The 25,278-nt window shown below is 71.0% G+C and carries 21 protein-coding genes; 12 read left to right on the top strand and 9 right to left on the bottom strand.

The window, feature by feature from the left end:
- Positions 1-35: 35 nt before the first annotated feature.
- From IEZ27_RS46805 to pdhA, 3 genes are read right to left on the bottom strand one after another with little or no spacing between them, the layout of a single operon-like run.
- The gene (locus tag IEZ27_RS46805; protein ID WP_189653148.1) at positions 36-1,508 is read right to left on the bottom strand and encodes a dihydrolipoamide acetyltransferase family protein; all 1,473 of its coding nucleotides are present in this window, start codon (positions 1,506-1,508) and stop codon (positions 36-38) included.
- 17 nt (positions 1,509-1,525) lie between these two features.
- Positions 1,526-2,506, bottom strand: coding sequence for an alpha-ketoacid dehydrogenase subunit beta (locus IEZ27_RS46800; RefSeq protein ID WP_189653147.1), 981 nt, complete (start codon positions 2,504-2,506; stop codon positions 1,526-1,528).
- Positions 2,503-3,594, bottom strand: coding sequence for a pyruvate dehydrogenase (acetyl-transferring) E1 component subunit alpha (pdhA, locus tag IEZ27_RS46795; RefSeq protein WP_189653146.1), 1,092 nt, complete (start codon positions 3,592-3,594; stop codon positions 2,503-2,505). The genes IEZ27_RS46800 and pdhA overlap by 4 nt, the downstream gene beginning before the upstream one ends.
- Positions 3,595-3,822: 228 nt before the next feature.
- Between pdhA and purS the strand changes: the two genes are divergently transcribed.
- The 4 genes from purS (at position 3,823) to purL (ending at position 7,730) form a co-directional block, all read left to right on the top strand.
- On the top strand, positions 3,823-4,068 hold the full coding sequence (purS, locus tag IEZ27_RS46790) for a phosphoribosylformylglycinamidine synthase subunit PurS (RefSeq protein WP_125645696.1): 246 nt from the start codon (positions 3,823-3,825) through the stop codon (positions 4,066-4,068).
- A 221-nt stretch (positions 4,069-4,289) separates the two neighbouring features.
- Positions 4,290-4,679 (top strand): ATP-binding protein, encoded by a 390-nt coding sequence (locus IEZ27_RS46785; protein WP_125645694.1) that lies wholly within the window; start codon positions 4,290-4,292, stop codon positions 4,677-4,679.
- A gap of 118 nt (positions 4,680-4,797) precedes the next feature.
- The gene (purQ, locus tag IEZ27_RS46780; RefSeq protein ID WP_125645692.1) at positions 4,798-5,481 is read left to right on the top strand and encodes a phosphoribosylformylglycinamidine synthase subunit PurQ; all 684 of its coding nucleotides are present in this window, start codon (positions 4,798-4,800) and stop codon (positions 5,479-5,481) included.
- Positions 5,478-7,730: a phosphoribosylformylglycinamidine synthase subunit PurL gene (purL, locus tag IEZ27_RS46775; protein WP_189653145.1), complete on the top strand. Its 2,253-nt coding sequence runs from the start codon at positions 5,478-5,480 to the stop codon at positions 7,728-7,730. The genes purQ and purL overlap by 4 nt, the downstream gene beginning before the upstream one ends.
- 76 nt (positions 7,731-7,806) lie before the next feature.
- On the opposite strand, the gene IEZ27_RS46770 is transcribed toward purL, so the two are convergent.
- Positions 7,807-8,751, bottom strand: a complete 945-nt coding sequence (locus IEZ27_RS46770; RefSeq protein WP_229824978.1) for a collagen-like domain-containing protein — start codon at positions 8,749-8,751, stop codon at positions 7,807-7,809.
- A 194-nt stretch (positions 8,752-8,945) separates the two neighbouring features.
- Between IEZ27_RS46770 and IEZ27_RS46765 the strand changes: the two genes are divergently transcribed.
- From IEZ27_RS46765 to IEZ27_RS46755, 3 genes are read left to right on the top strand one after another with little or no spacing between them, the layout of a single operon-like run.
- Entirely contained in the window at positions 8,946-10,958 is a 2,013-nt protein-coding gene (locus IEZ27_RS46765) for an adenylate/guanylate cyclase domain-containing protein (protein ID WP_229824977.1), read from the top strand.
- A gap of 50 nt (positions 10,959-11,008) precedes the next feature.
- Positions 11,009-11,671: a Crp/Fnr family transcriptional regulator gene (locus tag IEZ27_RS46760; protein WP_189653144.1), complete on the top strand. Its 663-nt coding sequence runs from the start codon at positions 11,009-11,011 to the stop codon at positions 11,669-11,671.
- 45 nt (positions 11,672-11,716) lie between these two features.
- Positions 11,717-13,186 carry an MFS transporter gene (locus IEZ27_RS46755; protein ID WP_189653143.1) on the top strand — a complete coding sequence of 490 codons (1,470 nt, stop codon included), beginning with the start codon at positions 11,717-11,719 and terminating at the stop codon, positions 13,184-13,186.
- Here the strand turns inward: IEZ27_RS46755 and IEZ27_RS46750 are convergent.
- Positions 13,147-13,893 (bottom strand): methylenetetrahydrofolate reductase, encoded by a 747-nt coding sequence (locus IEZ27_RS46750; RefSeq protein ID WP_125645682.1) that lies wholly within the window; start codon positions 13,891-13,893, stop codon positions 13,147-13,149. The two genes, IEZ27_RS46755 and IEZ27_RS46750, sit on opposite strands and share 40 nt — an antisense overlap.
- A gap of 10 nt (positions 13,894-13,903) precedes the next feature.
- Positions 13,904-14,557, bottom strand: coding sequence for a TetR/AcrR family transcriptional regulator (locus IEZ27_RS46745; RefSeq protein WP_229824981.1), 654 nt, complete (start codon positions 14,555-14,557; stop codon positions 13,904-13,906).
- Between the two features lie 72 nt (positions 14,558-14,629).
- Between IEZ27_RS46745 and IEZ27_RS46740 the strand changes: the two genes are divergently transcribed.
- Complete coding sequence (locus IEZ27_RS46740; RefSeq protein WP_189653141.1) at positions 14,630-16,057, top strand: MFS transporter; 1,428 nt, start codon at positions 14,630-14,632, stop codon at positions 16,055-16,057.
- On the opposite strand, the gene IEZ27_RS46735 is transcribed toward IEZ27_RS46740, so the two are convergent.
- The gene (locus IEZ27_RS46735) at positions 16,012-17,898 is read right to left on the bottom strand and encodes an ABC transporter ATP-binding protein (RefSeq protein WP_189653140.1); all 1,887 of its coding nucleotides are present in this window, start codon (positions 17,896-17,898) and stop codon (positions 16,012-16,014) included. The genes IEZ27_RS46740 and IEZ27_RS46735 overlap by 46 nt on opposite strands.
- Positions 17,899-17,932: 34 nt before the next feature.
- Positions 17,933-20,011, bottom strand: coding sequence for a PhoX family protein (locus tag IEZ27_RS46730; RefSeq protein WP_189653139.1), 2,079 nt, complete (start codon positions 20,009-20,011; stop codon positions 17,933-17,935).
- Between the two features lie 129 nt (positions 20,012-20,140).
- Here IEZ27_RS46730 and IEZ27_RS46725 point away from each other — a divergent pair, with 129 nt between their 5' ends.
- Positions 20,141-20,563: a sterol carrier family protein gene (locus tag IEZ27_RS46725; RefSeq protein WP_189653167.1), complete on the top strand. Its 423-nt coding sequence runs from the start codon at positions 20,141-20,143 to the stop codon at positions 20,561-20,563.
- Here the strand turns inward: IEZ27_RS46725 and IEZ27_RS46720 are convergent.
- Positions 20,560-21,558: a DUF4190 domain-containing protein gene (locus IEZ27_RS46720; protein WP_189653138.1), complete on the bottom strand. Its 999-nt coding sequence runs from the start codon at positions 21,556-21,558 to the stop codon at positions 20,560-20,562. The genes IEZ27_RS46725 and IEZ27_RS46720 overlap by 4 nt on opposite strands.
- A gap of 757 nt (positions 21,559-22,315) precedes the next feature.
- On the opposite strand from IEZ27_RS46720, the gene IEZ27_RS46715 reads away from it, so the two are divergent.
- The 3 genes from IEZ27_RS46715 (at position 22,316) to purM (ending at position 25,273) form a co-directional block, all read left to right on the top strand.
- On the top strand, positions 22,316-22,723 hold the full coding sequence (locus IEZ27_RS46715; RefSeq protein ID WP_189653137.1) for a MarR family winged helix-turn-helix transcriptional regulator: 408 nt from the start codon (positions 22,316-22,318) through the stop codon (positions 22,721-22,723).
- Positions 22,724-22,814: 91 nt separating this feature from the next.
- Positions 22,815-24,251, top strand: a complete 1,437-nt coding sequence (purF, locus tag IEZ27_RS46710; RefSeq protein WP_125645668.1) for an amidophosphoribosyltransferase — start codon at positions 22,815-22,817, stop codon at positions 24,249-24,251.
- Positions 24,248-25,273: a phosphoribosylformylglycinamidine cyclo-ligase gene (gene purM / locus IEZ27_RS46705; protein WP_125645666.1), complete on the top strand. Its 1,026-nt coding sequence runs from the start codon at positions 24,248-24,250 to the stop codon at positions 25,271-25,273. The genes purF and purM overlap by 4 nt, the downstream gene beginning before the upstream one ends.
- Positions 25,274-25,278: the final 5 nt, after the last annotated feature.

Raw genomic sequence — 25,278 nt, 5'->3', positions numbered from 1 at the left:
GGGAGAGGGGTCCTCCCGGCGGTCACCGTCTGGATCTAGCCCCAGGCCAGCATGCGGAGCGGGTCCTCCAGCATGGCGCCGACGTCGCGCAGGAACATCGAACCCAGCTCGCCGTCGACGATCCGGTGGTCGAAGCTCAGCGCGAGGGTGGTCACCTTGCGTACGGCCAGCTCGCCGTCGACCACCCACGGCATGTCCCTGACCTGGCCGAAGGCCAGGATGGCCGACTCGCCCGGGTTGAGGATCGGGGTGCCGGCGTCGATGCCGAACACGCCCACGTTGGTGATCGTGATCGTGCCGCCCGCCATCTCGGCCGGCTGGGTACGGCCCGCCCTGGCCGTCTCCGCCAAGGCGCCCAGCTGCCCGGCCAGCTCGGGGAGCGGGAGGGCCTGGGCGTCCTTGATGTTCGGCACCACCAGACCGCGCGGGGTGGCGGCGGCGATGCCCAGGTTCACGTAGTGCTTGACCACGATCTCCTGGGCGGCCTCGTCCCAGGCGGAGTTGATCATCGGGTAGCGCCTGACCGCTGTCAGCACGGCCTTGCAGACCAGGAGCAGCGGGGAGACCTTGACCTCGGCGAAGTCGGGCAGGATGCGCAGGCGCCGGACCGCCTCCATGGTCTCCGTGACGTCCACCTGGAGGAACTCGGTGACGTGGGGGGCCGTGAAGGCGCTGGCCACCATCGCCTGCGCGGTCATCTTGCGCACGCCCTTGACCGGGACGCGTTCCTCCCGCCGCTGTTGCTGCGGCTGGGCCTGCGGCGCGGGCGCCGCCTGGGTGCCCTCGGCGGCGGCGTGCACGTCGTCGCGGGTGATGGAACCCTGCGGGCCGGTGCCGGTGAGGGTCGTGAGGTCGACGCCGAGGTCCTTGGCCAGCTTGCGTACCGGCGGCTTGGCCAGCACGGCCACCCGCCCGGCAGCCCCGGCGGGGGCTGGCGCGGTGGGGGTGGGCGCGGTGGGGGCTGTCTCCGCGGCCCTGACGACCGGTGCCGGGGCGGGCTGCGGCGGGGACACCGCGGGCTGCCGGCCGGTCACCTCCACGCGGGAGGGGTTGGCGACAGGGGCGGCCGCGATGGAGGGCGGCTGCTGCTTGCGGGGGCGGCGCTTGGAGGCGCCGGTCTTGACGCCGTAGCCGACCAGGACCGCCTGCCGCTCCTCCTTGGGCGCCGGGCTGCCGTGCGCGCCCGGCTCCACGGCACCCTCCGCCGGCGGCTTGGGGACCATGTCGTCGGCCAGCGCCTGAAGACCCTCGTCGGCGCCGCCCGCCTCGCCGCCCGTGTCCACGGAGACGATCGGCGTGCCGACGTCGACCGTGACGCCCTCCTCGACCAACACCCCCGCGACCACGCCGTCCCACGGGATCGGCAGCTCGACGATGGACTTGGCCGTCTCGATCTCTACCACGATCTGGTTGACCTTGACCTCGTCGCCCGGCCGGACGTGCCAGCGGACGATCTCGGCCTCGGTCAGGCCCTCCCCGACGTCGGGAAGCTTGAACTCGCGTCGCATGGAAACACGTCCCCCTTTCAGAACCCGAAGGCGCGGTCGACGGCGTCGAGCACCCGGTCCAGGTCGGGCAGGTAGTGCTCTTCGAGCTTCGACGGCGGGTAGGGGGTGGAGAATCCGCCGACCCGCAACACCGGCGACTCCAGGTGGTAGAAGCACCGCTCGGTGATCCTGGCCGCCAGTTCGGCGCCGAAGCCGCTGTAGACGGGCGCCTCGTGGACCACGATCGCCCGGCCGGTCCTGCGTACGGACTCCATGACCAGCGGCTCGTCCAGCGGGTTGAGCGAACGCAGGTCGATCACCTCCAGCGAGCGCCCGTCGTCCTCGGCGGCCGTGGCGGCCTCCAGGCAGGTCTTGACCATGGGCCCGTAGGCCAGCAGCGTGACGTCGGACCCGGGCCGTACGACCCTGGCCTTGTCGAACGGCATCCACCAGTCGGTCGAGGCCGTGTCGATGTCGTCCTTCTCCCAGTAGCGCCGCTTGGGCTCGAAGAAGATGACCGGGTCGTCGCTGCGGATGGCCTGCTGGATCATGGTGTAGGCGTCGGCCGGGTTGGAGCAGGCCACCACGCGCAGGCCTGCCGTGTGCGTGAAGTACGCCTCCGGCGACTCGCTGTGGTGCTCGACCGCGCCGATGCCGCCGCCGCACGGGATGCGTACGACGACGGGCAGCTTGATCGCGCCGAGCGAGCGCATCGGCATCTTGGCGAGCTGGGTGATGATCTGGTCGGCCGCCGGGAAGACGAACCCGTCGAACTGGATCTCGCACACCGGCCGGTAGCCGCGCAGCGCGAGGCCGATCGCGGTGCCGATGATGCCGGACTCGGCGAGCGGCGTGTCGATGACACGGTCCTCGCCGAAGTCCTTCTGCAGGCCGTCGGTGACACGGAACACGCCGCCGAGCTTGCCGACGTCCTCGCCCATGATGAGGACCTTGGGGTCGTCCTCCATGGCTCGGCGCATGCCTTCGTTGAGCGCCTTGGACAGGCTCAAAACCGTCATTTCTCAAAGCCCTCCAAGTAGGCGGCGAACTGCGCCCGCTCCCCGTCGATGAGCGCGTGGGGCTCGCGGTAGACGTGGTCGAAGATATCGAGCGGCTCGGGGTCGGGCATCGCCAGGCACCGCCTGCGCAGGTCGGCGCCGAGCTGGTCGGCCTCGGCGGTCACGGAGTCGAAGAAGGCCTGGTCGGCCAGCTCGTTGCGGAACAGGTACGACTTGACCCGCTCGATCGGGTCCTTGAGCTTCCACGCCTCCAGCTCGCTGGCCACCCGGTAGCGGGTCGGGTCGTCGGTCGTGGTGTGGGCGCCCATCCGGTACGTGAACGCCTCGATCAGCGTCGGCCCCTGGCCCGTACGAGCGGCTTCGAGCGCCTTCTTGGTCACCGCCAGGCAGGCGAACACGTCGTTGCCGTCGACCCTGATCCCCGGGAAGCCGAAGCCCGAGGCCCGGCGGTAGAGGGGGATGCGGCTCTGCTTCTCCAGCGGCTCGGAGATGGCCCACTGGTTGTTCTGGCAGAAGAAGACGATCGGCGCGTTGAACACGCTGGCCCAGATGAACGCCTCGTTCACGTCGCCCTGGGAGGTGGCGCCATCGCCGAAGTAGGCGATCGTGGCGGCCGTCGCGTCGTCGCGCTGGATGCCCATGGCGTAGCCGACCGCGTGCAGGGTCTGGCTGCCGATCACGATCGTGTAAAGGTGGAAGTTGTGCTCCTCGGGGTCCCAGCCGCCGTGGTTGACGCCCCTGAACAGGCCGAGCAGCTTCACCGGGTCGACGTCGCGACACCAGGCGACGCCGTGCTCGCGGTAGGTCGGGAAGGCCATGTCGGAGTCGGTGAGGGCCCGGCCGGAGCCGATCTGGGCGGCCTCCTGGCCCAGCAGCGAGGCCCAGATGCCCAGTTCGCCCTGGCGCTGCAGGGCCACGGCCTCCAGGTCGATGCGCCGGACGAGAACCAGGTCGCGGTAGAGCGAGCGGACCTCGTCGGGCGTCAGGTCTATGTCGTAGTCGGGATGCTCGACCCGTTCTCCTTCGGGCGTGAGCAACTGCACGAGCTCAGGGGGTGCTTCGGCACCACGAGAGGCGTCGACTGTCACGTGCCGCTCCTGTGCGATCGGGGCCGGTGTCGATGGGGTCGCCACCTGAGGCCAGCCGTGTGTGCGTGTGAACCATGTGATGGTGGTTCATACGCGTTTGGGGACATCGTGGCAGACATCACAACCCTCCGCGCAAGCCCCATGTCCTCCCCGTTCCCGTTGTCCTGACTGCCACACACGCCGGTAGGCTTGCTTTCCCAAGCACCCACTCCACCCAGGAGGAACGCAGTGGCGCGCGTCATCGTAGACGTCATGCTGAAGCCCGAGATCCTCGACCCGCAGGGCCAGGCCATCGCCAGGGCGCTGCCCAGGCTCGGCTTCTCCGGCGTCTCGGCTGTCCGTCAGGGCAAGCGGTTCGAGATCGAACTGGAGGGCCCGGCCGACGAGGCGGCGCTCGAAGAGGTGCGCAAGATGGCCGAGACACTCCTGGCCAACACTGTGATCGAGGACTACAGCGTCCGGGTTGAGGGGTAGAAGGCACATTTGATGCCTGGTTTTACCCCTGGTGGGTTAAAGTCGCGTTCGGCCATGCCACAATGCCACGGGCGTGCCAACACTAAATAACAACAACGTGATTTTGCGGTTAGCCCCGATTTCACAGGGAAACCTACTCCAGGTGACATTCCGGAGCCCGGAGGAGTCCGGTGGATATTGAGTTCTCGTTGGCGCTGCCTCGGGATGCTATCGGCATTCCGATGGTCAGGCGAGTGCTGGGCGACGCGATGCGTTCACTCAACGTGAGCGAGACGTGCATCGCCGACATGCTGCTCGCCGTCTCCGAGGCGTGCTCCAACGCGGTGCGGCACGGCGGTCCCGCCAACCGTTACGAGGTGTCGGCGGCCATCGGCTACGGTCGCTGCGACGTGCGCGTGGCCGACAGCGGCGACGGTCTTCCTTCGATGCCGCTGCACTTCCCTCCGCCCGACACCGAGAACGGCCGCGGCCTGCTGATCATGCGCTCCGTGGTGGACGAGATCTCCTTCGGCACGACACCCGGCCGTGGCACGACGGTCCACCTGCGCAAGATGCTCGCCTGGGACGACGAGGCCGAGGGTGCCCGTCACCGCGAGCTGGCCGCGGTCTGACCCGCTGCCCGGAACACAGCCGCGCACCCGATAATCTGACTACACCGCCGTAGACCGCCGTCCGCCCCCAAAGAGACGGTGGCACGCGCGTGCGCATTCCTCGGAGGGGACGACTGTCATGAGCGCTGCCCGTGTGGGCGTAGTCACGTTTCCAGGAACTCTCGACGACCAGGACGCCGCCAGAGCCGTGCGCCTCGTGGGCGCGCAGGCGGTCCCGCTGTGGCACGCCGACCACGACCTGAAGGGAGTCGACGCCGTGTTCCTGCCCGGCGGCTTCTCCTACGGCGACTATCTGCGTTGCGGCGCCATCTCCAGGTTCGCCCCGCTGATGGACGAGCTCATCCCGGCCGCCAAGGCCGGTCTGCCGGTCATCGGCACCTGCAACGGCTTCCAGATCCTCTGCGAGGCCCACCTGCTGCCCGGCGCGCTCACCCGCAACGCCTCGCTCCACTACGTCTGCCGCGACCAGCGGGTCACGATCGAGCAGCCCGCCACCGCCTGGACCAACTCCTTCGAGCGGGGCCAGGAGATCGTGTTGCCGGTCAAGCACGGCGAGGGCCGCTACGTCGCGTCCGAGGACACGCTGGCGGCGCTGGAGTCCGGCGGCCACGTCGTCGTGCGCTACGCCGGCGGCAACCCCAACGGCTCGCTCAACGACATCGCCGGCATCCGTAACGAGGCGGGCAACGTGGTCGGCCTCATGCCGCACCCCGAGCACGCCGTCGAGCAGCTGGTCGGCGCGCCGAGCACCGACGGGCTCGGCTTCTTCACGTCCATTTTGAAGAATCTGGTGAACGCATGAGCACCGACAGCGTCAAGCGGGCCGCCGACACCCCCGACGAGCCGATGCCCTTCGCCGAGCTGGGGATGAAGCAGGACGAGTACGACCGGGTCAAAGAGATCCTGGGCCGCCGTCCCACCGGCTCCGAGCTGGCCATCTACAGCGTCATGTGGTCCGAGCACTGCTCGTACAAGTCGTCCAAGGTGCATCTGAGGCAGTTCGCCACCAAGGCGCCCAAGTCCGAGGCGCTGCTCGTGGGCATGGGCGAGAACGCGGGCGTCGTCGACATCGGCGACGGCTGGGCGGCCACGTTCAAGATCGAGTCGCACAACCACCCGTCCTACGTCGAGCCGCACCAGGGCGCGGCCACCGGCGTCGGCGGGATCGTACGCGACATCATGTCGATGGGCGCCCGCCCGATCGCCGTCATGGACGCGCTGCGCTTCGGCGGCGCCGACGCCGTCGACACGCGGCGGGTGCTGCCCGGCGTGGTCGAGGGCATCAGCCACTACGGCAACTGCCTGGGCCTGCCCAACATCGGCGGCGAGGTCGTCTTCGACCCCTGCTACATCGGCAACCCGCTGGTCAACGCGCTCTGCGTCGGCCTGCTGCGCAAGGACCAGATCAAGCTGGCCACCGCGCCGGGGCCGGGCAACCAGGTCGTGTTGTTCGGCGCGTCCACGGGCCCCGACGGCATCGGCGGAGCGTCCGTGCTGGCCTCGGCGACGTTCGAGGACGAGTCGCAGGCCAAGCGGCCCGCCGTGCAGGTGGGCGACCCGTTCATGGAGAAGCTGCTCATCGAGTGCTGCCTGGAGCTCTACGCGGCCGACGTCGTCGTCGGCATCCAGGACCTCGGCGCGGCCGGCGTCTCCTGCGCCACCACCGAGCTGGCCGCCAAGGGCACCGGCGGCATGAAGGTCGACCTCAACCTGGTCCCGCTCCGCGACTCCTCGCTCCGGCCTGAGGAGATCCTGATGAGCGAGTCCCAGGAGCGGATGATGGCCGTCGTGCGGCCGGACGACATCCCGGCGTTCATGGCGATCTGCGCCAAGTGGGATGTTCCGGCCACCGTCATCGGCGAGGTCACCGACACCGGCCGCCTCGTCATGACGTGGGACGGCGAGGTCATCGTGGACATCCCGCCGGGCACCGCCGCCGACGAGGGCCCGGTCTACGAGCGTCCCTACCACGAGCCGTCCGGTCAGGCCGCGCTCAACGCCGACACCCCCGACCGGCTGGCGCGCCCCGACGACCTGCGGGCCACCCTGCTGCAGCTCCTCGCCTCGCCCAACCTGGCCTCCAAGGAGTGGGTGACCTCCCAGTACGACCGGTACGTCCGTGCCAACACCGTGCTGGCCCAGCCGGCCGACGCCGGGATGGTGCGCATCTCCGAGGTCATGGCCGGGGCCGAGCCGACGACCAGGGGCATCGCGCTGTCCACCGACGGCAACGGCCGTTACGCCAAGCTCGACCCGTACGCGGGGGCGCAGCTGGCGCTGGCCGAGGCGTACCGGAACGTGGCCGTGACCGGCGCCAAGCCGCTCGCCGTCACCAACTGCCTCAACTTCGGCTCGCCCGAGGACCCCGAGGTCATGTGGCAGTTCGCCGAGGCCGTACGCGGTCTCGCCGACGCCTGCCGCACCCTCGGCGTGCCGGTGACCGGCGGGAACGTCTCCTTCTACAACCAGACGGGCTCGACGGCCATCCACCCCACGCCGGTCGTGGGCGTGCTCGGCGTCATCGACGACGTGGCCAAGCGGGTGCCGTCCGGGTTCACCGCCGAGGGGCTGCGGGTGGTGCTGCTCGGCGACACCGGCGCGGAGTTCGGCGGCTCGGAGTGGGCGCACGTGGCGCACCGCCACCTGGGCGGCCTGCCGCCGCACGCGGACCTGGAGGCCGAGCAGGCGCTGGCGACCGTGCTGGTGGAGGCGGCGGCCCAGGGGCTGCTGGAGGGCTCGCACGACCTGTCCGACGGCGGGCTCGCCGTGGCGCTGGCCGAGTCGTGCCTCGCGCGCGGGATCGGGGCCACGGTCGCGCTGAGCGGCGACGCGTTCACCGACCTGTTCAGCGAGTCGGCGGGGCGGGCGCTGGTCGTGGTGCGGCCTGAGGCGTTCGAGGAGTTCGCGGCGCTGTGCGGGCGCCACGAGGTGCCCTGCTACGGGCTCGGGGTCACCGGCGGGGAGTCGCTGGTGGTCGAGGACGTGTTCGAGGTGCCGGTCGAGGAGATCCGCGAGACGCACGCGGCGACGCTGCCCGCACTGTTCGGCTGAGGCTCAACGCTGTTCGGCTGAGGCTCAACGAGAAGGGCCGGTGCGGGGTCGCCCCGCACCGGCCCTTTCAGCGTCGTCAGACCTTCTTGATGCAGACGACGTAGACCTTGCCGGAGACGCTGGTGCCGTTGTTGCCGCCACCGTGGGTCTGGGTCTCGGCGGTGAGGTTGTTGCCGCCGCCGTTGTCGTCCTTGGCCACGGTGACCGTCCAGCCGGAGGCGCCGGGGTAGCTGCCCATGACGACGGCGTTCTTCAGGGTGCCGAAGGAGAAGCCGCCGCCGGTGGGCGAGCCGCCCTTGTCGCAGGTGGCGGTCACCGAGCCGAGCCCGGTGATGGAGGCGTCGTTGGTGTAGGTGGCGTAGGCGGCGCCGCCGCCGTCCTTGCCGGGCTCACCCTTGGGGCCCTGCGGGCCCTGGGGGCCCGCCGGGCCGCGCTCGCCGTCCTTGCCGTCCTTGCCCGGAAGGCCGTTCTTGCCGTCCTTGCCGTCCTTGCCCGGGAGGCCGTCCTTGCCGTCCTTGCCGGGGAGGCCCTGCTTGCCGTCCTGACCGTCCTGGCCGTTCTTGCCGGGGAGGCCGTCCTTGCCGTCGTCGCCCTTCGGGCCCTGGGGGCCCTGCGGGCCGCGCTCGCCGTCCTTGCCCGGGAGGCCGTTCTTGCCGTCCTGGCCGTTCTTGCCGGGGAAGCCCTGCTTGCCCTGGGGGCCCACCGCGCCGGTGTCGCCCTTGGGGCCCTGCGGGCCCTGAGCGCCGGGCTTGCCGGGAGCGCCCGTGTCACCCTTGGGGCCGGACGTGCCACCGTTCAGCTGCGTCGTGCTGCCGCCGATCACCACGCGCTCTTCGGTCTTGCGGCACGGCGTGGTCGGGTTGACGATGCGGACGTAGCGCGTCTTCTTGTGCACGCAGGCGTACACCTCGCTCGCAGCCGACGAGGCGGTGGCCACGCCACCGACAGCGAGGAGCGAGGCGGCGAGCGCTCCGACAGTGGCGAGGGTGAGCGTGCGCCCACCGCGAACCTTGATACCCACGGCTTTCCTTCCAGGGACAAGTGATGCTCATGTTGTGCATGAGGATCACGTTTCAACCGTTCCAAAGGTTGGCAAGAACTACATAACGTATTTGTCACGAAGCGGAGGGTTACTGACCAGATTGACCGGCTGTCGTGGGAGCAGTGGGTAAAAGGACGCATTGGCGGCGGCGGTCCCGCGTGCATAATCGGTCTGTGTCCAGCCCCTACCTGCCGCCGGCCACGCAGCCTGTCCGAGGCGTGGTCTGGGGCATCCACCTCGCCCTCCCCCTGCTGGGGCTCTGGTTGCTGCTCGGGCAGCAGCACCTCAACGTCGTCTGGCAGCACAACGCGAGCCACTTCTGGATGATCCTCACGGTGGCCGGGATCAACGTGGCGCTCGGCGCGATGATCACCGAGGCCGCCCGCCGCCGTCGGGACGCCCGCCTGTTCCTGGTGTCGATGGTGTTCCTGAGCAGCGCGGGCTTCTTCCTCCTGCACGGCCTGGCCACGCCGGGGATCATCCTGCCGACCGGCTCGCTGGGGTTCGACCTGGGGCAGCAGGTGGGTCTCACGATCGCCTCGGTGTTCGCGTTCGCCTCGGCCCTGCCGCTGGGCGAGCGGGCCGCCAAGGGCGTCCTGGACTCCCAGCACTTCGTCCGGGCGATGTTGCTCGGCTTCATGCTGCTGTGGGGGCTGGTCTCGCTGGTGCCCGAGCTGACCGCGCTCAGCGAGCCGCCGCCGGTCGCGCCGGTGGGCTGGCTGGGCCCGGCCTCGATCCCCGGCGTCCTGCTGTACGGCGCGGCCGGCGTGATGATGTTCCTGCTCCACCGCCGCCGCCCCTCGGCCATGCTGGTCAGCCTGATCACCGCGTACGCGCTGCTGGCCGAGGCGATGATCGCCGGGATGTCGCAGCTCAACTGGCACCTGTCGTGGTGGGAGTGGCACGTGCTGCTCACCCTCGCCTTCGTGTTCGTGGCCTACAGCGCCTACCTGCAGTTCAGGCGGGAGGGGTCGAGCGCCGGGCTGTTCGACTCGGTGACGCTGGCGGCGACCGTCGCGCGTATCCAGCAGGACTACGACCAGGCGCTGGAGGAGCTGGTCGAGCACGTACGAAGGGGCGAGCCGCTGGCCGCGACCCGGCTGTCGGGCAAGTTCCGGCTGAACGAGAGCCAGGTCGCCGTGCTCGACCGGGCCGGCGAGGCGCTGGCCCACGAGCGGGAGCTGTCGGAACGGCTGGCCGCCCTGGTGGCGGTGAGCGCGCAGACGCGGGTGGGCCTGCCGGAGGGCGAACTGCTCGCCACGGCGCTCGACCGGGTACGGCAGGCGTACGGGGACGTCAAGATCGCGCTGGTGTCGGAGGGCAGGACCCAGATCGGCTCCCGCGCGTACGAGTTCGACGGCGGCACGCCGATCCGCCGCGACCACCTGCTCGCCTACCCGCTCACCGTCAGAGGCCATCTGGCCGGCGTGCTGGAGGTTCCGGTGGGCCGCACCGGCCACGACGAGGCGCTGGCCGCCACCCTCGCCGGCCAGTTGTCCATCTCGCTGGAGAACGCCCGCCTCTACCAGGAGCTGGACACGCTCTTCCGGCAGTACATGTCGCCCGACGTGGCCAACGCCCTGCTCGCCGACCCCGCGCGGGCCGAACTGGGCGGCGAGCTGAAGGAGCTGACCGCGCTCTTCGCCGACCTCAAGGGCTTCACCTCGTTCTCCGAGAAGGTCACGCCCGGCGAGATCGTCGAGATGCTGAACCGCTACCACACGGCCGCGGTCCCCTGCGTGCTGAACAACGGCGGCACGATCGTGCAGTTCGTCGGGGACGCGATGCTGGCCCTGTTCAACGCGCCGGCCACGCAGGCGGGCCACGCCAGGGCGGCCTGCCGGGCCGCGCTGGAGATGCAGCGGGCCGCCGCCGAGGTGGCCGAGGAGATGGCCTGGAAGCGCGTGGACGACGTGGAGTGGCCGACCTTCCGGGTGGGCGTCAACACCGGCCCGGCCCTGGTCGGCAACATCGGCAGCCCCGAGTTGCGCGGCTTCAACGCGATGGGCGACTGCGTGAACGTGGCCGCCAGGCTCCAGGCGCTGGCCGAGCCGGGGACCGTGGTGATCGGCGAGACGACGCTCAGGCAACTGGGCGGCGGGGCCTCGGTGAACGCCCTTGGACGGCTCAGCCTGAAGGGCAAGGAAGAGCCCGTGGCCGCGTACGTTCTGACCGGGATGCCGTAGAAGGCCGGAATGCCATAGAAGGGCCGTGCCCGTACGTACATAATCGGCGCATGGATCCTGAGCCCGGCGAGTTCCTTTCCATGCTCACCGCCGAGGAGATCGAGGCGCTGCGAGCCGCCGGACGCCCGCGGCGCTGGGACCGCGGCACGACGGTGATCACCGAGGGCGACACGGCCGACTGGGTGCTCGTGCTGACGCACGGCAGGGTCAAGGTGTCCTCGCACACGAGCAGCGGCACCGAGGTCGTCCTCGCGGTACGCGGCCCCGGGGCGCTGCTGGGCGACATGTCGGCCGTGGACGGCTCGCCGCGTTCGGCCACGGTGACCGCGCTGGAGCCCGTCCAGGGTTTCGTGGTCCGCGACTTCAGCAGTTTCCTGGCCGCGCACGGCCGCATCGCCGTCCTGCTCATGCAGCTCGTCGTCGGCCGGCTGCGCGACGCGGACCGCAAGCGCGTCGAGTACGGCGCGTTCGACACGACCGGCCGGGTGGCGACCCGGCTACTCGAACTGGCCGACCGGTACGGCGAGCAGACCACCACCGGCGTGCGCGTGGCCCTGCCGCTCAGCCAGGACGAGCTGGCCGGCTGGACCGGCTCCTCGCGCGAGGCGGTCAGCAAGGCTCTGCGCACCCTGCGTGACCGCGGGCTCATCGAGACCGGGCGGCGGCGGGTGGTCATCCACGACGTCGAAGGGTTACGCAAGCGAGCCAGGTGACCCTTGGCGCAAAACGGACGTACGACGTACGTCATAGTGGGAGTCATGGTCGCGGTCACCCCCGAAACCGGCACCTCCATGCGGTACGCCTGGCGCGTGTGCTCGGTCACCAGCCTGGGCCTCGTCCTCATCGGCATCGCGGGCAGCACGCTCAACGTCGCCCTGCCGACCGTGGTCCGGCACTTCCACGCCGACGCGACGCAGTCGGGATGGATCCTGCTGGCGTTCCTGCTGGTCAACACGGCGAGCCTGGTGTTCTTCGGCCGGATCGCCGACCTGCTCGGCAGGCGCGAGGTGTATCTGGCGGGCTTCGCCCTGTTCACCGTGGCCTCGCTGCTGGCCGGGTTGTCGCCGAACGTCTGGTTCCTGGTCGGGATGCGCGTCGTGCAGGCGATCGGCTCGGCGATGATCCTGGCCAACGGCACCGTGATCATCACCGACGCGTTCCCGCCCGAACGGCTCAGCCAGGGCATGGGCGTCTACATCGGCACGCTGTCGGTGGCCCAGCTCGCCGGTCCGACGCTCGGCGGCCTGATCGCCGAGACCGCCGGCTGGCAGTGGATCTTCTGGGTGAACGTGCCCGCCGGGCTGATCGCGCTCGGCTGGGGCGCGGTGATCTTACGGAAGATGCCGAAGCGCCCGAAGGAACCGGTGGACGCGCTCGGCAACGTGCTGGTGTTCGCCGCGCTGTCGGCCGTGTTGCTGGCCGTCAACGAGGCCGGGTCCGGCGGGCTGACCAGCCCGGTCGTCCTGGCCGGGGCGGCGCTCTTCGTGCTGCTGGTGCCGCTGATCATGCTGGCCGAGCGGCGGGCGCCGAACCCGGTGCTGGACCTGCGGCTGTTCGGCGGCCGGCTGCTGGCCTACGCGAACCTGGCCTCGTTCTGCAACGCGCTCGCCCGTTCCGCGCTGATCCTGGTGGTCGCGCTCTACTTCCAGGCGGCGCGCGGGCTGGACGCGTTCTCGGCCGGGCTGAGCGTGCTGCCCGTGCCGGTGGGCATCGGCCTGGCCTCGCCGATCGCGGGCCTGCTCGGGCCCCGGGTCTCGCCGTACGGGTTGTCGATCGGCGGCGCGGTGATGAGCGCGCTCGGGCTGGGCACGCTGATGCTGACGGCCGATCCGGCGACGCCGTACTGGGTGACCGGGATCGCCCTGTTCGTGGCCGGGTGCGGCAGCGGGACGTTCCTGACCGGCAACACCACCCAGGTCATGGCCGCGCTGCCGAGCGGCAGCCTGGGCGTGGTCAACGGCTTCCGAGTCATGATCATGAACGTCGGCATCGTGATCAGCGTGGGCCTGTCGCTCAGCGTCGTGACCAGCTCGGTGGGCCCGGCGCTGCGCGCCCAGGTGTACGCGGGCACGCTGTCCACGCTCTCCCCGGTCGCCGTCGGGCAGCTCATGGACGGCTTCCAGCGGGCGTACGCGGTGTTGTTCGCCGTGGCGCTGACCGGCGCGGTGCTGGCCGCGCTCGCGAGGTCTCAGAGGGCTCCGGCGAGCCTCGACTCCACGTCGCGGTAGCGGGTGACCGGGATGAGGTGCACGCCGTCGAACGCGCCCGAGTCGCGCAGCGCGAACACCTGCTCGCAGGCGGCCTCGACCCCCGCCATGCGGTCGGCGGCCACCCGCTCGACCAGGTCGGCGGGCAGCGCGATGTCGGGGATGGCGGCGGCCAGCGTACGGGCGTGGCGCTCGCTGGCCAGCACCATGACGCCGGCGTAGACCGGCACGTCGACCGGGTTGGCCTCACGCCAGCGCACCTGCGCCTCGACCGAGAAGCTGACCTGCGAGAACAGGAAGTCGGCCGCGCGCTTCCAGGCGGGCAGCGGGCGCAGCCCGGCCGCCGCGCCGACGCGGAAGTCCGCCGAGAAGCCCCTGGCCTCCTCGATCATCGTACGGACCGTCAGATCGCCCGTACGGTTGCCGCTCGCGGGCTTGTCGCCGTAGACGAACAGGAACCGGCCGACGCCGTAGGCCGCCGCCGTCAGCAGGTCGCGGTGGAAGCCGAGCAGGTTGCGGTCGCGCGAGTTGAGACAGGCGATGCTGCGCCCGCCCATCGCCTCGACCTCGTGCGCCACGGCCACGCTCGACACGGTGGCCCGGCCGATGTGGTTGTCGGGGATGAGGAAGGAATGGGCGACCTGGCTGAGCGTGCCGATCTGGTGGCGTACGCGCTTGAGGTCGGGCTTGGTGGGAGGTTCGATCTCACATACCAGCTCGAAGGGCATGATCCAGACTTTAACGGGAGGCGGCCAGCGCCTCGATGCCGCGCAGCACGAGATCGACGCCGAAGGAGTCGTAGAAGGCCGGGTCGGCCCCCGCGACCAGCGGCGAGGCCATCTCCACCAGGTACGGGTACTTCTCGGCGGACAACGACTGGAGACCGACCCGCTTGACCCTGACGATCTCCGCGATCTCCTCGCCGGTATGGCCGGCCAGGTGATGGACGGGCGCGTCGGCGATGGCCAGGGCGCTCTGGAGCAGGTACTTGGTGATCAGGCAGCTCTCCTCGACGTCGAACCCGGCCGTACGGGTCAGGCCCAGCGCCTTGTCCCAGACGACCAGGAAGTTCGGGACGGAGATGGGGTCGATCTGCTCGATCACGTTCTTGGCGCAGGGATGGGTGCGCAGGGTCCTGATGAGGCCCTGGGTCAGGTCGCGCAACTGCTCCTGCCAGGGCCGCTCGTCGGCCGGCTCGGGCACGAAGCCGCCGATCAGGTGGTCGGCCATGCCGACCAGGAGCTGGTCCTTGTTCTTGAAGTGCCAGTAGAGGGCCATCGGCGTCACGCCCAGGTCGGTCGCGAGCCGCCGGATCGTCACGGCGTCGAGCCCTTCGCCGTCGCCGATCTCCAGAGCCCGCTCGGCGATGGCCTGCGCGGTCAGTTTTCCCATCACGGTTGACAACTATACGTCGTACAAGTTGAACTGTACGACGTACAAGTACGGCGTATAGGAGGCTGTGGCATGCGATGGTGGGCGCTGGGTGCCGTGACACTGGGCACTTTCATGACTTATCTCGACAACAACGTGGGCAATGTCGCACTGCCGACGATCCAGCGGGAGCTCGGGCTGACGATCTCCGGGCTGGAGTGGATCGTGAGCTCGTACATCCTGGTCTTCGCCGGGCTCATGCTGGTCGGCGGCCGGCTCGCGGACCTGTTCGGGGCCCGCCGGGTGTTCCTGGCCGGGCTCGCCGTCTTCACCGTGGCCTCGCTGGCCGCCGGACTGGCCACCTCGGGCGGCATGCTGATCGCGGCGCGGGCCGTCCAGGGCGTGGGGGCCGCGCTGCTCACGCCCACGTCACTCACCCTGATCAGCCAGCTCTTCCCCGACCCCGGCGAGCGCGGCAGGGCCGTGGGCATCTGGAGCGCGTCCGGCGCGTTGTCCATGGCGCTCGGCCCGGCGACCGGCGGTTTCATCAGCGAGAACCTGCACTGGGGCTGGATCTACCTGATCAACGTGCCGATCGGGATCGCCACCTTCGGCCTGGCGTTCTGGGCGGTCCGGCCCGCGTTCACCCGCCTGCGGCACCGGCTCGACCTGCCCGGCCTGGCCACCTCGGCGCTCGCGCTGGTCTCCCTCACGTACGCGCTCATCGAGGGCGACCGCGCCGGATGGGCGTCGGCCGAGATCCTGGCCGCGTTCGGCCTCGCGGCGGCGGCCGCACTTGCCTTCGCGCTGGTCGAGACGCGGGCCGAGAGCCCGATGATCGACCTGTCGCTCTTCCGCTCCCGCGTGTTCAGCGGCGGCGCGCTCACCATGGGCATCTGGTCGTTCGGCGTGTTCGGCATCTACTTCTTCAGCGCCCTGTGGCTGCAGAACGTGCTCGGCTTCTCCCCCACGCAGGCCGGCCTGGCGTTCGTACCGATGGCCCTGGTCATGGCGGTCGTCGCCATCCTGTCGCAGCGGATCTCCGCGCGGCTCGGCACCGGCCCGACGGTGGCGCTCGGCATGGCGCTCATGGGCGCGGCGATCTACCTGATCTCCGGCGTCGGGGCCGACGGCGACTACGCCGACGTCGCGCCCTGGTTCCTGCTCTACGGCCTCGGCGGCGGCATGCTGGTGCCGCTGACCTCGGCGATCCTCGGCGGCCTGCCCAAGGAGCGGACCGGCGTGGCCTCAGGCGTGCTGAACGTCTCGCGCGAGGTGTTCGGCCTGCTCGGCATCACCGTGCTCGGCGCGATCCTGAGCTCCAGCCAGAGCGGGAGCGACCAGCCCCCGCTGGTCGCCTTCCTCGACGCCTACCAGTTCACGCTGGTGATCGCCGCGGTGATCGTGCTGGCGGCCATCCCGCTCAGCCTGTACGCCCTGCGCCCGGCCCGGAGCCTGCCCGAGCAGGACGACCCTCAGGCCACCGCCTCCACCGCCTCCACCGTGGGCTCGTCGAACTGAGTGCGGTACAGCTCCTCGTAGCGCCCGCCCAGGGCCAGCAACTCGGCGTGCGTGCCCCGCTCGGCCACGCGGCCGTCCTCGATCACCAGGATCTGGTCGGCCGCCCGTACGGTGGACAGCCGGTGCGCGATCACCACGGCGGTCCTGCCCTCCAGCGCCTCCCCCAGCGCCGCCTGCACGGCCGCCTCCGAGGTGGAGTCGAGCGCGGCGGTGGCCTCGTCCAGGATCACCACGCGCGGCCTGGCCAGCAGGAGCCGGGCGATCGTCAGGCGCTGGCGCTCGCCGCCGGACAGCCGGTAGCCGCGCTCGCCGACCACCGTGTCGAGCCCGTCGGCCAGCGACTCGACCAGCGTCCGCAACCTGGCCCTGGTCAGGGCGTCCCAGATCTCCTCCTCGCTCGCCTCCGGCCTGGCCAGCAGCAGGTTCTCCCTGATCGTGTCGTGGAAGAGGTGGCCGTCCTGGGTGACCATGCCGAGGGTGTCGCGGATCGCGTCGAAGCTCAGGTCCCGTACGTCCACGCCGCCGAGGCGGACCGCGCCGGAGTCGACGTCGTACAGTCTGGGCAGGAGCTGGGCGATCGTGGACTTGCCCGCGCCCGACGAGCCCACCAGCGCCACCATCTGGCCCGGCAGGGCCGTGAACGAGACGCCGTGCAGCACCTCCTCGCCGCCCCGCGAGTCCAGCGTGGCGACCTCCTCCAGCGAGGCCAGCGACACCTTGTCGGCCGAGGGGTAGGCGAAGCGCACGTCGTCGAACTCGACCGCGACCGGGCCCTCGGGCGCCTCGCGGGCGTCAGGGCGCTCCTGGATGAGCGGCTTGAGGTCGAGCACCTCGAAGACGCGCTCGAAGCTGACCAGGGCGCTCATCACGTCCACGCGGGCGCTGGCGAGGGCCGTCAGGGGCGCGTACAGGCGGGTCAGCAAGAGGGCCAGCGACACGACCGCGCCGGGTTCGAGCTGGTCGCGCAGGGCGTAGAAACCGCCGAGGCCGTAGACCAGGGCCAGGGCGAGCGCCGAGACCAGGGTCAGTGCCGTGACGAACACCGACTGGTTCATGGCCGAACGCACGCCGATGTCGCGCACCCGCCGCGCCCGCGCGGAGAACTCGGCCGACTCGCGGGCCGGCCGGCCGAACAGCTTCACCAGCGTCGCGCCCGGCGCGGAGAACCGCTCGGTCATCTGGGTGCCCATGGCGGCGTTGTGGTCGGCGGCCTCGCGCCGCAGCCGCGCGATCCGGACGCCCATCCGGCGCGCGGGCAGGACGAAGACCGGCAGGAGCAGCAGCGCGAGCAGCGTGATCTGCCACGAGATGCCGATCATCACGGTGAGCGTCAGCACGAGCTGCACCAGGTTGCCCGCCACGCTGGACAGGGTGTCGGTGAAGGCCCGCTGCGCCCCGATCACGTCGTTGTTCAACCGGCTCACCAGCGCCCCGGTACGTGTCCGCATGAAGAACGCGACCGGCATCCGCTGCACGTGGTCGAAGACGGCCGTACGCAGGTCGAGGATCAGTCCTTCGCCGATGGTGGCCGACTGCCAGCGGTTCACCAGGCCGAGCCCGGCCTCGGCGAGGGCCAGGCCGGCGATCAGCAGCGCGACCCAGGCCACCACGCCGAACGGCTCACTGTTGAAGATCGCGTCGACCACCCGCCCCGCGAGCAGCGGCGACACCACGGCCAAGCCCGCCAGCACCACGCTGAGCAGCAGGAACAGCGTGATCCTGCGGCGGTGCGGGCGGGCGAACGCGCCGATACGCCGGAGCGTCGCCCGGTTCAGCGGGCGACGCTCAGGACGGTTGTTCATCGAATAAAGCTGATGCCAGGCGGTCACTTCCATGCTCATGGCATGGAGACTATTTCCTCAAGTTAACTTGAGGTCAACTGCCGATCTTCCTGCCCCTGCCGTGCCAGACCACCGCCACCGACGGGCGCGGCTGGTCGCCGTCGGGCCACCGGCTGGCCGGGCTGTCCGGGGTCGCGCCGTCGATCTCACCGGGGTGCTGCACGGCCACGAACACGCTCTTCTGGTCCGCGGTGACCAGCGGGCCGCAGGTCTCCGCGCCGAGCGGGACCGTGAGGAACTGCCGCAGGTGGCCGCGGTCGGAGCCGCGTACCGGCATGACGAACAGGCCGTCGTTGCTGCCGAGCTGGTTGCCGTCGGTGGAGATCCACAGGTTGCCGTCGGCGTCGAACGTCACGTTGTCCGGGCACGAGATCGGCGAGACCTTGCTCTTGTCGAAGCCCGCGAAGTAGGTCGTGGGGTCGTTCGGGTCGCCGCAGACGAGCGGGAGCGACCAGGCGAAGGTGGTCTCGCCGGCGTCGTCGCGCCGCTCGGTCACCTCCAGGATGTGGCCGTGCTTGTTGGACGGGCGCGGGTTGGCCTCGTCCACCTGGGCGGCGGTGCGGTTGGAGTTGTTGGTCAGGGCCACGTAGACGCCGCCGGTGACCGGGTTGCGCTCCATGTCCTCGGGACGGTCCATCTTGGTCGCGCCGACCTTGTCCGCCGCGGTACGGGTGTAGACCAGCACCTCGGCGGCGGTCATGCCGTCCACGTACGACCTGTCGCCCGACACCAGCGGGATCCACTGGCCCGAGCCGTCGAACTGCCCGTCGGCGGGCAGCCTGCCCGACCCGTCGATCTCGGCGGCCGGGCTGTCGCCGGTGAACTTGGCGACGTACAGGGTGCCCTCGTCCAGCAACGTGCGGTTGTGCCGGTCGAAGCCAGGGATGTACCGGTTCTTGGAGACGAACTTGTAGATGTACTCGAAGCGCGAGTCGTCACCCATGTAGACGACCAGGCGGCCGTCCCTGGCCAGGGTGGTGTTGGCGGCCTCGTGCTTGAACCTGCCGAGCGCGGTGCGCTTGATCGGCGTCGAGTCGGGGTCGAACGGGTCGATCTCCACGATCCACCCGAACCTGTTGGCCTCGTTCGGGTGCTTGGCCAGGTCGAAGCGCTCCTCGATCCGGTCGAACCGGCGGCTGCTCGCCGGGGTGCCGGTCGTGATCGTGTACCGGGAGATGTACGGCCGCTGCGCCTCGGGCACCTTGTCGCCGTTGACGAAGTACTGGTCGAAGTTCTCCTCGGCGGTCAGGACCGTGCCCCACGGGGTGAAGCCGCCCGAGCAGTTGTTCAGCATGCCGACCGGCGCCAGGCCCTTGGGGTCGGCGGCCGTCCTGAGCAGGGCGTGACCGGCGGCCGGGCCGCTGAAACGCATCGGCGTCTGGGCGGTGACGCGCCGGTTGTAGCGGCGGCGGCCCTTGGTGGTCAGCTTCCACTCGCCGGTGCCGCGCACCCGCTCGATCTCCACGACGGAGCCGCCGTGCGCGGCCAGCGCGATCCTGATCTGCTCCTCGGTCGCGGCCGCGCCGCCGGTGTACCCGCGGAACATCAGGTTCTCGTCGGTGTACTCGTGGTTCACCCAGAGCAGGCCGCGGTTGTTGCCCATCGGGAAGAACGTCACGTAATCGCAGTTGTAGCCGAACTGCTTGTTCTGGGCGTCGGCCGTCTGGTTGTCGAAGTCGAAGGCCGGCGCGTCGGGCAGCACCGGGTCACCCCAGCGCACGACCACGGAGGAGGCGTAGCCGTCGGGGATGCGCAGCGCGTCGTCCTTGTTGGGCGGCACGGGGGTGAAGGCGATCCCGCCGCGGCCGTGGAAACCCTCGTCGAGCGGCGCGGCGGCGGCCTCAGGCTGGGCCAGGGGCTCGTCGGCGAAGGCCGGCACCGCGCCCGCCACGCCCACGCCCGCCGCCAGCGCGCCGAGCGCGCCCGCGCGCAGCACGCCGCGGCGCGACAGCGCCTCCTTCACCACGTCGCCGAAATAGGCGTTGCCTGTCGTGTTGGCCACGTCGTGCGCGCACGCGTTCCCGCAGCGGAACTGACAGGTCAGCGCGGATCGGCCGCCTTTGTGCGGGGTGGAAAGCAGCGGCAGCAGCCGTCCCGCCTCGGGGTTCGCCACAGGTCCTCCAGATTTATGCGCAGTTGTACGGCGGGGACGTTACGGTCACCGGCGAAACCCCAGGTGAACGACGACCTCCGTCCCGGTGAACGCTTCCCGCGAGACAATGGGCCCGTGCCACCACGCAAGATGGACCCGGAGAAGTTGCGCGCGGCCCTCGACGGCCAGCTCGTCGCCCTCGACGAGCCGCCCTACGACGGCCCGGCCTCGGCCCTGCCCGACGCCCTGGTCGCGGCGGTGCTGACCGCCTACGACCGCGGGCTCGTCCCCGAGCGCGACGCGGCCAGGCAGGCGGTGCGCCACCTGCTGGAGAAACTGGCCGCCGCGGCGCCCGGCCGCACGGTCGAGGTGCGCGTGCCGCCGTACGCGGCCGTCCAGGCCATACCCGGCCCCCGACACACCCGCGGCACGCCGCCGAACGTGGTGGAGACCGACGCCCGTACCTGGATGGAGCTGGCGCTCGGCCGGCTGACCTGGGACGAGGCCATGGCCAGGGGCTCGGTCGCGGCGAGCGGTTCCCGCGCCGACCTGTCAGCCCACCTGCCGCTCTAGTGACCCCTGCTCATCCAGGGGAACTTGCTCTCGAAGCACTGGTCGGCAAGCTGGCCAGGAAGCTCGCCACACTCCTTGACCACCTTCCAGAACCAGATCGCGACGATCGCGAACAACACCAGCGAGAGCACGCTGATCACGATCCCGGCGATGGCGCGGCCCTTGCCCACGTGCTTGGCCAGGGCCACGCAGCCGAAGACGATCGACAGGATGGCCGTGAGCACGCCGGTGAAGCAGACGAACACCAGGAACGGGCTGGCCACGCCCAGCACCAGTGAGGCGGTGGCCAGGCCGCTGCCCGGGGGTGTGGGCGGCTGGGTGCCGTAGGGGCCGTACTGGCCGTATGGGGGGCCTCCAGGGGGGCCGTAGCCGGGCGGACCGCCGTAGGGACTGGACGGGGTGGTGCCGGGCACTGACGGGGTGGCGCCGGGGGCGGACGGCTCGCGGCCTCCCTCGTACGATCCCGCCGGGCCCTCGTAATGCCCGCCGGCCGCGCCCGTCCCCCCGTACGACGCCTCTCCCCCGTACGGCGCCCCAGGCCCGCCCGCACCGGTCGCACCCCCGCTGGGCGCGCCTGTTCCGGCGGTGCCTCCCGGGCCCGGCACGCCTGATCCGGCCGCCTCTCCGCGGGGCGTCTCCGACGGTGTCCCTCCCGGCCCGGCGCCCGGCTCCTGCGGTCCCGCGGCGGCGGCGTGGGTGCCGGTGACCGGGGGCTCGAAGGTGGGCACGTCGCCGTACTCGTAACGGGACGGCGCGGGCCGCCCCGGCTCCTCGTCGGGCTGCGTACCCCAGCCCGGGTAGGACGGCGTCGCCCCAGGCCGCGGATAGACCTGCGTCGCCTCGGCATCCCCCCCGAACGGCCTCCGCGTCCCGGCGTCACCCTCGGTCGGACTCGGAGTCTCGGGGGAGGTGGGCAGGTCCGGGTGGTCAGGCTGGCCCGCCGGCCTGGGCTCGTGCGTCGGCGGCACGTCGGGCGGCGGCACCACGGGCGGCACGGGCGCGATCGGCTCCTCGCCCTCCCGCTCGCCACCCCCACGCTCCTCGAAGATCCACTCATTCTCGTCCCGCCCACCCCCGGCGGCCCCGGGAGCCCCTTCACCCTCAGCCCGCTCAGACGGACGCTCCCCGCCCCCCTCAGCATGCCGAGCACCGGCCTGAGCGCCAGGCTCAGCGCCTCCGGGCTCCGGCGGGCGGGCGTGGCTGCCGTGCGGCGCGCTCTCGCGCCCAGGCGCGCTCTCGTGGCCGGGCTCGTGGTCGGGCGTGGTCCACTCCTCCGGGGTCTCCCCTCCGCCGGTGGGCCCCGCGCCGGGCGGGCCACCGACGGCCCACTGCTCCGGACTCCACTCACCGCTCGTGGGCCCGCCTTCGTACGGCCCGCCCTCGTACGGTCCAGCTACGTGCGGTCTAGCTTCGTGCGGTCTAGCTTCGTGCGGCCCGCCCTCCGGAGGCTCTGCGCCGCTCGCCGGCCGATCTTCCTCAGCCGCGCCCTCCCGCCACCATTCGGGCGTGTGCTGCGGCGGCGTCTGCTCGGGCCGGCCCTCTCGGTCCTGGCCTTCGCGGTACGGGTCCTGCCCCTCGCGGGGCTCGTTGGGGTCCCCAGGTGTGGTCACGTCTGCGTCTCCCGACGGGTATGCATGCCGGATACTTCACCTTTTCGCGGAGGGCATCGGCAAAAGCGCACGACACGGTAAGACGGCCGCCATCCTTGGGTCACCATGCGCCAAAGCGGCAGGCGCTGGGCAAGATGAGTGCATGCTGGACGAGACCCTGACGTACGCCCTGATCAAGGTCGTGAAGGCCCACCGCAACCGAATGGCCGCCGCCCTGGTGCCGCTGGGCCTGCACGTGGGCCAGGAGCTGCTGCTCAACCAGCTCTGGCGGCAGGACGGCCTCACCCAGGGCGAGCTGATCTCCCGGCTGGGCGTCGAGCCGCCCACCGTCACCAAGACCCTCCAGCGCCTAGAACGTTCCGGCCTCGTCTACCGCTCCCCCGACCCCGAACGCCCCCGCGTGGCCCGCGTCCACCTGACCGAGGCCGGAAAGGCGCTGCGCGAGCCGGTCGAGGAGATCTGGACGAGAACGGACGAACAACTCCAGCGCGGCCTGAACGACACCGAACGCGACCTGCTCACCCGCCTCGTACGCGCGATGCCCCGCTGACCGCCGTCCAACACCAGGCAGATGCCCTCACATCAGCAGATGTCGCACCCGGGTGTGCAAGCACGGAAGCTCTCAACCTAAACTGAGGCATGTGCTGAAGGGCGACGGCCGGCTCGGCCATGACCTGGACCCCCACGACCGCGCACCCAAAGACGCCTGTGGCGTCTTCGGCGTATGGGCTCCAGGCGAGGAAGTTTCCAAACTCACCTACTACGGGCTGTACGCGTTGCAGCACCGCGGCCAGGAGTCCGCGGGCATCGCGGTCAGCGAGGGCAGCCGCATCCTCGTCTACAAGGACATGGGCCTGGTGGCCCAGGTCTTCGACGAGTCGGTGCTCGGCACCCTCCGCGGCCACCTGGCCATCGGCCACTGCCGTTACTCCACCACCGGTTCCAGCGTGTGGGAGAACGCCCAGCCGACCCTCAGCTCCACCGAGGTCGGCGGGCTCGCGCTCGCGCACAACGGCAACCTGATCAACACGCCGGAGCTGGCCGAGCGCCTGGCCCCCGGCTCCACCAGGGCGACCACCGACACCGAGGTCCTCACCTCGCTGCTGGCCCAGGACCGCACGCGGTCCATCGAGGAGTCGGCCGCCGAGCTGCTGCCGCAGGTCAAGGGCGCCTACTCGCTGGTCTTCATGGACGAGACGACCCTCTACGCGGCCCGCGACCCGCAGGGCATCCGCCCGCTGGTGCTGGGCCGCCTGGAGCGCGGCTGGGTGGTGGCCTCGGAGACGGCGGCGCTCGACATCGTGGGCGCCACGTTCGTCCGCGAGATCGAGCCCGGCGAGCTGCTCACCATCGACGAGGACGGCGTCAGGTCGCGCCGCTTCGCGCTGGCCGAGCCCAAGGGCTGCCTGTTCGAGTACGTCTACCTCGCCCGCCCCGACACCACGATCGCGGGCCGCGGCGTGCAGGTCACCCGGGTCGAGGTCGGCCGCGTGCTGGCCCGCGAGCACCCGGTCGAGGCCGACCTGGTCATCCCCACGCCCGAGTCCGGCACCCCGGCCGCCGTCGGCTACGCTGAGGAGAGCGGCATCCCCTACGGCCAGGGCCTGGTGAAGAACTCCTACGTGGGCCGCACGTTCATCCAGCCCTCGCAGACCATCCGCCAGCTGGGCATCCGGCTCAAGCTCAACCCGCTGCGCGAGGTCGTCGAGGGCAAGCGCCTGGTGGTCGTCGACGACTCGATCGTGCGCGGCAACACCCAGCGCGCGATCGTGAAGATGTTGCGCGAGGCGGGGGCGCGCGAGGTGCACGTACGCATCTCCTCGCCGCCCGTGAGCTGGCCCTGCTTCTACGGCATCGACTTCGCGACCAGGGCCGAGCTGATCGCCGGTTCGCTGTCGGTCGAGGAGATCCGGGCCTCGCTGGGCGCCGACTCGCTGGGGTACATCTCCCTGGAGGGCCTGACCAAGGCCACCACCATCCCCGCCGAGCGCCTGTGCCGAGCCTGCTTCGACGGCTCGTACCCGATCCCGATCGACCAGGACAACGTGGGCAAGTTCGTGTTGGAGAGCAAAGCGTGAGCACATACGAGGCCGCCGGCGTCGACATCGAGGCGGGCGAGCGCGCCGTCACCCTGATGAAGGACAAGGTGGCGCGGGCCCGCCGGCCCGAGGTGGTCGACGACGCCAGCGGCTTCGCCGGGCTCTTCGACGCCTCGGCGCTGCTGCGTTACCGGCGTCCGCTGCTGGCCTCCTCCACCGACGGCGTGGGCACGAAGGTCATGATCGCCCAGCGCTACGGCAAGCACGACACGATCGGCATCGACCTGGTCGGCATGGTCCTCGACGACCTGGTGGTCTGCGGGGCCGAGCCGCTGTTCATGACCGACTACATCGCCGTGGGCAAGGTCGTGCCCGAGCGCGTCGCCGAGATCGTCGGCGGCGTGGCCGAGGGGTGCCGCCTGGCCGGGGCGGCGCTGGTCGGCGGCGAGACCGCCGAGCACCCCGGCGCCATGGGCCCCGACGAGTACGACCTGGCCGGCGCCGGCACCGGCGTGGTCGAGGCCGACGCCATGCTGGGCCCCGACCGGGTCAGGGAGGGCGACGTCGTCCTCGGGCTCGCCTCCTCCGGCGTCCACTCCAACGGCTACTCGCTGGTGCGTCACGTACTGCGTGAGGCGTCGTTGTCGCTCGACGCGGTGCTGCCCGAGCTGGGCCGCCCGCTCGGCGAGGAGCTGCTGGAGCCGACCCGCATCTATTCGCTCGACTGCCTCGAACTGGCCCGGAAGACCGAGGTGCACGCGTTCTCGCACATCACGGGCGGCGGGCTGGAGGCCAACCTGTCGCGGTCGCTCCCCGGCCACCTCGACGCGCTGCTCGACCGGTCCTCCTGGACCCCTCCCGCGATCTTCGGCGTGCTCGCCGGACACGGGCAGATCGCCCAGAAGGACATGGACCGTACGTTCAACCTGGGTGTGGGCATGGCGGCCGTGGTGGCTCCCGAGGCGGCCGACGAGGCCGTCCGGGTGCTCGGCGGGCGCGGGCTCGACGCCTGGGTGCTGGGCGAGATCGTCGCGGGCTCGGGCCAGGCCCGCTACCGCTGACCCGC

Source organism: Nonomuraea spiralis (assembly GCF_014648435.1).
Lineage (GTDB): Bacteria > Actinomycetota > Actinomycetes > Streptosporangiales > Streptosporangiaceae > Nonomuraea > Nonomuraea spiralis.
This window is presented reverse-complemented; position numbering and strand designations above follow the sequence as displayed.

What these genes read in the sequence shown, in the direction of transcription:
- IEZ27_RS46805 (WP_189653148.1), bottom strand. Translation starts at nt 1,508, where the DNA reads ATGCGACGCGAGTTCAAGCTTCCCGACGTCGGGGAGGGCCTGACCGAG.
- IEZ27_RS46800 (WP_189653147.1), bottom strand. Translation starts at nt 2,506, where the DNA reads ATGACGGTTTTGAGCCTGTCCAAGGCGCTCAACGAAGGCATGCGCCGA.
- IEZ27_RS46785 (WP_125645694.1), top strand. Translation starts at nt 4,290, where the DNA reads ATGGTCAGGCGAGTGCTGGGCGACGCGATGCGTTCACTCAACGTGAGC.
- purQ (WP_125645692.1), top strand. Translation starts at nt 4,798, where the DNA reads ATGAGCGCTGCCCGTGTGGGCGTAGTCACGTTTCCAGGAACTCTCGAC.
- purL (WP_189653145.1), top strand. Translation starts at nt 5,478, where the DNA reads ATGAGCACCGACAGCGTCAAGCGGGCCGCCGACACCCCCGACGAGCCG.
- IEZ27_RS46760 (WP_189653144.1), top strand. Translation starts at nt 11,009, where the DNA reads ATGGATCCTGAGCCCGGCGAGTTCCTTTCCATGCTCACCGCCGAGGAG.
- IEZ27_RS46755 (WP_189653143.1), top strand. Translation starts at nt 11,717, where the DNA reads ATGGTCGCGGTCACCCCCGAAACCGGCACCTCCATGCGGTACGCCTGG.
- IEZ27_RS46750 (WP_125645682.1), bottom strand. Translation starts at nt 13,893, where the DNA reads ATGCCCTTCGAGCTGGTATGTGAGATCGAACCTCCCACCAAGCCCGAC.
- IEZ27_RS46745 (WP_229824981.1), bottom strand. Translation starts at nt 14,557, where the DNA reads ATGGGAAAACTGACCGCGCAGGCCATCGCCGAGCGGGCTCTGGAGATC.
- IEZ27_RS46740 (WP_189653141.1), top strand. Translation starts at nt 14,630, where the DNA reads ATGCGATGGTGGGCGCTGGGTGCCGTGACACTGGGCACTTTCATGACT.
- IEZ27_RS46735 (WP_189653140.1), bottom strand. Translation starts at nt 17,898, where the DNA reads ATGAGCATGGAAGTGACCGCCTGGCATCAGCTTTATTCGATGAACAAC.
- IEZ27_RS46725 (WP_189653167.1), top strand. Translation starts at nt 20,141, where the DNA reads ATGGACCCGGAGAAGTTGCGCGCGGCCCTCGACGGCCAGCTCGTCGCC.
- IEZ27_RS46715 (WP_189653137.1), top strand. Translation starts at nt 22,316, where the DNA reads ATGCTGGACGAGACCCTGACGTACGCCCTGATCAAGGTCGTGAAGGCC.